We start from the raw sequence: 6582 nt of genomic DNA, 5'->3' as shown, positions 1-6582 counted from the left end.
AGCGGGGGAGGGGTGAGAGGCGGGGCCTGAGAACCTACGGTTGGGCAGGCTCGCCGTCCGCAATGCCCGCGGCACGGAGATCCCGCCGCCCGAGAGGGCGACTCCTCGGCCCGACCGCCCTCCCCTCGCGGCGGGTTAGCGGGGTGGTCAAGGAGGTCCCGCCTCGCGCCGTCCCCAGTGCCCAATCCGGGGTATCCGTGCCCACCAGGATCTCGCGAACAACGAGAATCCGGAGTGTGGTGGAGCGCCTTCGAGGCGGTTTGTTCCGGGTGTTTTGTGTTTTCGGCCGGGTTCCCGAGGGGCTGTCAGCTTTTTTATGGGCGACGGATGAAATTTGCGGGTGGCGACTGACGGTTCGTCAGAACAGTATGTGCGATGTGTGGCTTCATGTCAGTGAGCTCGTGGCAGTGGCCGCTCGCCAGGAGAGCCATGTTCGCGCAGGCCTCTGGCTTTTGACGGTAGTTAACCCCTGACACGAGACGGTGCTTTACGTTCCAACGGCTGACATGGCGCGGTACATCCCCGAGTGGCTTACCGCTGTGAAGGCGGTATATCGCCACCAGGACCGCAAGAACCACCCTTCGTAGGGCCCGCGGGGGTGGGCGGTGTACGCGACGGAGGACGGTCATGAGACCGACCGCCCCCCGGCGGGGCCGGCCTTTGCGCCGGGCGGTCCGGCGTCTGGTGCGGGTGCCGGGTTCTTGGCGCAGGTCGAGGTAGATGCGCAGCTGGGCCCCGGGCGGGCCGGGCTCGTGGGTCGTACTGCGACCAGCTGCTGACCTGGCGCCGGGTCGATGCTGGAAAGGCGGGGGCGGTGGCGGGCGTAGGCGAGAACATCGCGGCCGCGCGGCGTGAGACGGGCCGCCCACCGCACGGGACCGCCCGCCAGCGCGGACAGCCCGCCCGCTCGCCCCAGCTCGCCAGCGGACGCTCGACGACCGCGACGAGAAACTCCACCGTCCGTAAGCGGCTCTGGACCGCGCGCGGAACCGCTACAGGCCCGGCATCCTCGGCCTGGCTCCCGCGCTCGGGATGGTCAGCCAGCCTGCGTCACCGGAGGGGCGGACAAGAGGGCGGCACGCACGGGGCAGGGGCGTCCCTGAGGTGGTGGAAGGGCAAGAGTGGAGCCAACCGGAGCGTGCCGTCGTCGCATAGTGGCGAAGCCCACCTACCCCCAGGGGTCGGGGATGACGTCTTCTGCCGCGGACCCGGGCATCAAGGGAAGACGCTGGGCGGTTCCGGTGGCGGGGTCGGCGATGAGTACATCGGGAATGTCATGCTCAAGGAAGCGCAGATAGCCGATGGTTCCGCAGGTGCTGGTCCTCGCGGCGATCCATTCCACGAGTTCTCGCAGCCGATCGAATTGGTCGGGATGCACCTCCTGGCGGACGGTGAGTGCCCAGCCCCGTACACCCCGTACGAGGTCCCCGACGAGAGCCCCGCTATTCCGGGATGGCGCGGCCGCCCGGCGCCCCTGTCCCAGTGCTTCTTCATTCACTTCACGGCGTCACACGGCAAGGCGCAGCACATCGTCGATCAGATGACGACGGGCCAGGCAATCGCCATCGTCAGCACCTTCGATGACCTTGCCCGCATCCCCGGCGGTGTTGCGTCACTCGTCCGTCGCTGGGAGAGCCCCGTCGTACAGGCCAGCAGGTCCGGCCGGCCGACCATGAAGTGAGAGGTTCCAGCCGTCAGCCCAGCTCTTTCCGCAGTGCGCTGGAGGTGAGCAGATCGGGTGAGGCGACGTGGAGGCGGACTCGGACGACATCGCGTGGCGGGAAAGCGGAGAAAAAAATTCCCGCACGCGGCAACCCTTCGCAGGCGGGCGGCCACTGACAGGACGTAATCCCTTTCCTCCCCCCTCGTAAGGAAGCCCCGTGGCTGCTCGTTCCCACCGCCGGTCCCTCCGCTCCCGTCGTGCCGCCGTCGTCTGCGCGGCCGTCGTGGCCGCAGGCACCGGCGCTGGTGTTGTCGTGATGAACGCCAACGCCGGGACCGTCGACCTGTACCACCAGACGCTCGCAGCGAAGGACGGCTGGGCGTCCTCCGGTACGGGGACCACCGGTGGCTCGAAGGCCGACGCCGCCCACACCTTCACCGTCTCCAGCCGTGCGCAGCTCGTGAAGGCGCTGGGCTCGGTCTCCGACACCACGCCCCGCATCATCAAGATCAACGGCATGATCGACGCCAACACCGATGACAGCGGCAAGAAGCTGACCTGCGCCGACTACGCCCTCGGTACCGGCTACTCGCTGTCGGCCTACCTCAAGGCCTACGACCCGGCCACCTACGGCCGCTCCAAGCTGCCCTCCGGCACCCAGGAGACGGCGCGCGCCGCCGCCCAGGCCAAGCAGGGCAAGAACATCGTCTTCAAGGTCCCCGCCAACACGACAATCGTAGGCGTCCCCGGCACGAACGCGGGCCTCACCGGGGCCATGCTCCAGATCCAGAACGTGGACAACGTCATCGTCCGCAACCTGACCTTCGCCGCCACCGAGGACTGCTTCCCGCAGTGGGACCCGACCGACGGCGACGACGGCAACTGGAACTCCAACTACGACTCGGTGTCCCTGCGCGGCGCGACCCACGTGTGGGCGGACCACAACACGTTCACCGACGCACCGCACTTCGACAGCGCCAACCCGAAGTACTTCGGCCGCGAGTACCAGATCCATGACGGCGCCCTCGACATCACCAAGGGATCCGACCTGGTGACCGTCTCGCGCAACCAGTTCACCAACCACGACAAGACGATGCTGATCGGCAGCAGCGACACCGACAGCGTCGGCAGGCTGCGCGTCTCCATCCACCACAACGTGTGGAAGGGCATCATGCAGCGCGCCCCGCTGGCCCGCATCGGCCAGATCCACATCTACAACAACTACTACGACGTCACGCCCCTCAACGGGTACACGCCGCAGTACAGCATCAACTCCCGTGCCAAGGCCCAGGTGGTCGCGGAGAACAACTATTGGAAGCTGCCGTCCGGCGCGAAGGCCGCCAAGCTCCTCAGCGGTGACGGAACCGGCTCGGTCAAGGGCTCCGGCAACCTCGTCAACGGCACGGTGACCGACCTCGTCGCCGCCTACAACGCCGCCTCGTCCAAGGACCTGAAGACCACGGTCAACTGGACTCCGACCCTCACGACGGGCCTGGAGGCCTCGGCGAGCAACCTGCCGACGTCGCTGGCGACGACGACGGGGGCGGGCGTGCTCAAGTAGCACCCGAGACACGCGAGGGCCGGGAGACCACGAGCCCCCGGCCCTCGCGTACCCATACCGCGCGGTCCTCCGCGCCACGGACTGTGAGGGGCCCGGGATGCGTTTCCGGGCCCCTCACGGCGTCGCCGGGCATCAGCCCACAGGACGGTTCACGTAGGCCGCATGACCTTGTTCTCGGTGGTCAGAAGCCGACGGAAACGGTCCACGAGCGGCGCCGGCCGCTACCTGGGGTGCCTCGACGGCTTCGGCCGGGATGACCTCCTTGCGGGTGTTGCACCCGTCGGTCGCCACAGCCGCCGACGGATGACCCTGCTTCGCAGACAGCGAGTACGCGTCCGCGCCGCTGGCGCCGCCGCCCACGTGGACGACCAGCGTGACCGACGTACGGGCGTGGGCTGCGAGGCCGACTCGCACGCGGACCACACGCGTGTCGGGCAGGGGGCCTCGCCGTGGTCGGGCAGGCGGCGACAGTCGTCGTGCTCCGTCGTCCTGGTACCGCGTTGCCGGCGAACCGCCGCCGCCCCTCGGCCGGCAGCGCGTGCCGTGTGGCCGCCCGCTGCTCCGCCCGGCTGACCCCCATAGCGCACCGCCCTTCCCATTTCGCGTACCGAGGGTGTGCTAACGCCACGATTCACATACCTCGGGTATGCGAAGTGAAGCCGGAGGACCTCTCTCATGACGAACGAACGCACGACCACGCCCATGACCAAGCTCCGCGGCTCCTACCCGGTGCTCGCCACCGGGACGTCGCGGCCTCCCGCGACTTCTACACCCGCCACCTCGGGTTCGAGGTGACCTTCGAGGCGGCCTGGTACATCAGCCTGCGCCGCCCCGACGCCCCGCAGTACGAGCTGGCCCTCCTCGACCACACCCACCCGACCGTCCCCGACGGCCACCGGGCCGCGCTCCAGGGCGGCTTGCTGCTGAACTTCGAGGTGGACGACGTGGACTCCGAGCACCAGCGGCGCGTTGCTGAGGCAGGCCTGTCCGAAGTACTGCCACTGCGTACGGAAGAGTTCGGCCAGCGCCACTTCGTCATCGCCGCCCCGGACGGTGCGCTGATCGACGTCATCACCGTCGTCCCGCCCAGCGAGGAGTACGCCGCCCAGTACACCAACACTGATACCCGGACCAAGCCTTGAGGACCGAGCAACTCGCGGTCCCAGGGCCTCCCTGCGCAGCGGCAGGGCGAAGACTCCACCATGTCGACCTGCTCCACCAGACAGCGCAGTCGACAGACCAGCTGCTCACCGACGGCTGTCAGGCACGGTGAGCCTCCAGACCGAGAGCCTGGCCCACGCCGACGGCCTCCAGTCGGCGGAGGATGCCGACACGGCCCGCGAGCTGCTGCGCCAGTCGTACTACTGCTTCAGCCCTGGAGACCCGCGGCGTACAGGGCTTCGACGATGAGCGCGTACTTCCCCGCGGCCTTCGGAGACCGCTTCGCACCGTCGCGGACCTCGTTCAGCGCCTTCGCTGTCGGTGTCGCACCCCGGGCGAGCAGGTGCCGCACCATGTCCACCTGCCCGAAGGCGGCCGTCCACTCAAGGGGGGTCCTGTCCTTCATCACCCCGTTGATGTCCGCTCCATGGCGTAGCAGCAAGTCCACGGTCTGCGGGTGGCCCGGCTCCACGGCCGTCGCTGCCAGCACCAGCGGTACGTGACCCAGCCTGCCCTGGGCACCGGTGGGGGCGCCGGTATCGAGAAGGACCCCCGCCACTGCGGTGTGCCCGTGCATCGCTGCCAGGCACAGCGGCGTCGACTCGCCGTACTCACCTGCCTGCTGCCCCGGGTCGGCTCCCGCGGCAAGGAGCACACGAACAGTGTCGGTGTGCCCCGCATGCACCGCGAGATCCAGTGCGGTACGCCCAGCCCTGCTCGGGGCATCCGCCTCGGCACCGGCCGCCAACAACTGTGCCACCACACTCACGTCGCCGTTCCCTGCAGCCCGTGTCAGCTGATCCGCCATGCCCATACCCCGATCATGCCTGGCCATCCGACTTCCCTGGCAACCGGCCCAGATCCGATGTCACAGGACACGCTGCACCGCCTCACGACCACGGCTCGGTAACGGCGCTCAGGGGAGCGTTTTGCACTGTCGGCCTTCGCCACACCTCTGGCAAGTGACGAGGGGATTCCATCCGGACCCTGCGCCACCTGTGTGAGGAGCCTTGTCATGACGTACGCCAGCAGCGCCCGGCAGCCCGAACCGGAGCCGCACCCGACCTGGTCAAGGGGTGCTGAGCGGTCTTCGGGCGGCCCGGAACCCAGCGCCGAACGCCAGGAACCGCCGCCCGTCGGGAGTGAGTCCGCCGCGTGGTGGCAACCGTGCTGCCGCGCCCGCAGTGGATCATCGCTGACGTCGGAGCCAGCGTCATCGATGCCGAGCGGATGGCGCACGACCACGCCCTGGAGGCGCGGCTGCGCACCGGATGGCCCGGTACCGCACGGGTCCGGGCGGCACTGAAGCGGTTCCCCTACCTGGTGTACCAGGAGCAGGTAGCCCAGGAAGGCCGCTGTTCGTTCTACCTGGCCCCCGAAGACCTGTCCGATGGGTTGATCAGGGCAGCGGGAGCGCTGGGATGCTCCTGGTCCTACGCCTCCGAGAGATACTTCGACGTCCTGCCGCCCCGGTCCGACAAGGGAACTGCGCTGCGCCTGCTCGCCCACGCGCGTCGCTGGCCCCGCCAGGCGACGCTCGCGGCCGGAGGCTCCCTCAACGACCTCTCGCTGTTCCGCCTGGGCACGCACGCGGTCGTGGTCGCCAATGCCGAATCTGCCCTGATCGAGCAGGCTCCAGCCGATGACCGAGTCCACCACTCGGCCCTGGACGGCGCCGCCGCCGTGCTCGAAGGGCTGGAACGTCTCGGCTGGTCCACGAGACGCTCGGTGGTGATCGGCTATCACCGCCCGCCCGTATGCTGGGCTGACGGCGCCTGGCAGGCACCCGCAAGCCCCAACGGCATCCTGCCGACCCTGCAAGCCGCCCTGACCGACAAGCGCCTGGGCGCCGTGTGGGCCGCCGCCCACATCGGCGAAGTACCACCCCAGCCTCCGCCCCGATCGGCCGCCGGCCCGACCCTCTCCCCGCTGCCGCTGCCACCCGACCGGTGGGCCGGCTACTTCCACCACACGTGCAAAGAGACTCTGTGGCCGGCCCTCATGTCCCAACCCGGCCTCATCCGGCACCAGACCGCGCACTGGGCCGACTACGAGGCCGTCAACACCGATTTCGCCCGCCACGTCGCCTCCCTCGCGAAACAGGGCGCCACGGTCTGGCTCCACGACTACAACCTCTGGCTCGTGCCCGCCCTCCTCAAGGCCGACCGCCCCGACCTGACCATCGGGCTCTTCCACC

At 69.1% G+C, this 6582-nt stretch carries 4 protein-coding genes and 1 pseudogene; 4 read left to right on the top strand and 1 reads right to left on the bottom strand.

The window, feature by feature from the left end; translation table 11 throughout:
- Positions 1 to 1276 precede the first annotated feature (1276 nt).
- The 3 genes and pseudogenes from CCN42_RS33390 (at position 1277) to CCN42_RS33380 (ending at position 4366) form a co-directional block, all read left to right on the top strand.
- A complete protein-coding gene (locus tag CCN42_RS33390) occupies positions 1277 to 1681 on the top strand; it encodes a hypothetical protein (RefSeq protein ID WP_143662106.1) in 405 nt (134 codons plus the stop codon).
- A 199-nt stretch (positions 1682 to 1880) separates the two neighbouring features.
- Complete coding sequence (locus tag CCN42_RS33385; RefSeq protein WP_086741174.1) at positions 1881 to 3224, top strand: pectate lyase family protein; 1344 nt, start codon at positions 1881 to 1883, stop codon at positions 3222 to 3224.
- Between the two features lie 702 nt (positions 3225 to 3926).
- A pseudogene (locus CCN42_RS33380) lies at positions 3927 to 4366 on the top strand (VOC family protein).
- A gap of 227 nt (positions 4367 to 4593) precedes the next feature.
- Here CCN42_RS33380 and CCN42_RS33375 read toward each other — a convergent pair.
- Positions 4594 to 5199 (bottom strand): ankyrin repeat domain-containing protein, encoded by a 606-nt coding sequence (locus CCN42_RS33375; RefSeq protein WP_086741172.1) that lies wholly within the window; start codon positions 5197 to 5199, stop codon positions 4594 to 4596.
- 341 nt (positions 5200 to 5540) lie between these two features.
- Here CCN42_RS33375 and CCN42_RS33370 point away from each other — a divergent pair.
- The coding region (locus CCN42_RS33370; RefSeq protein ID WP_245877582.1) for an HAD family hydrolase at positions 5541 to 6582 on the top strand (1042 nt) is incomplete at its 3' end.

Source organism: Streptomyces glaucescens, assembly GCF_002154375.1.
GTDB lineage: Bacteria > Actinomycetota > Actinomycetes > Streptomycetales > Streptomycetaceae > Streptomyces > Streptomyces glaucescens.
Note: the sequence above shows the minus strand (reverse complement) of the source record. Positions and strands in the feature narration are given on the sequence as shown.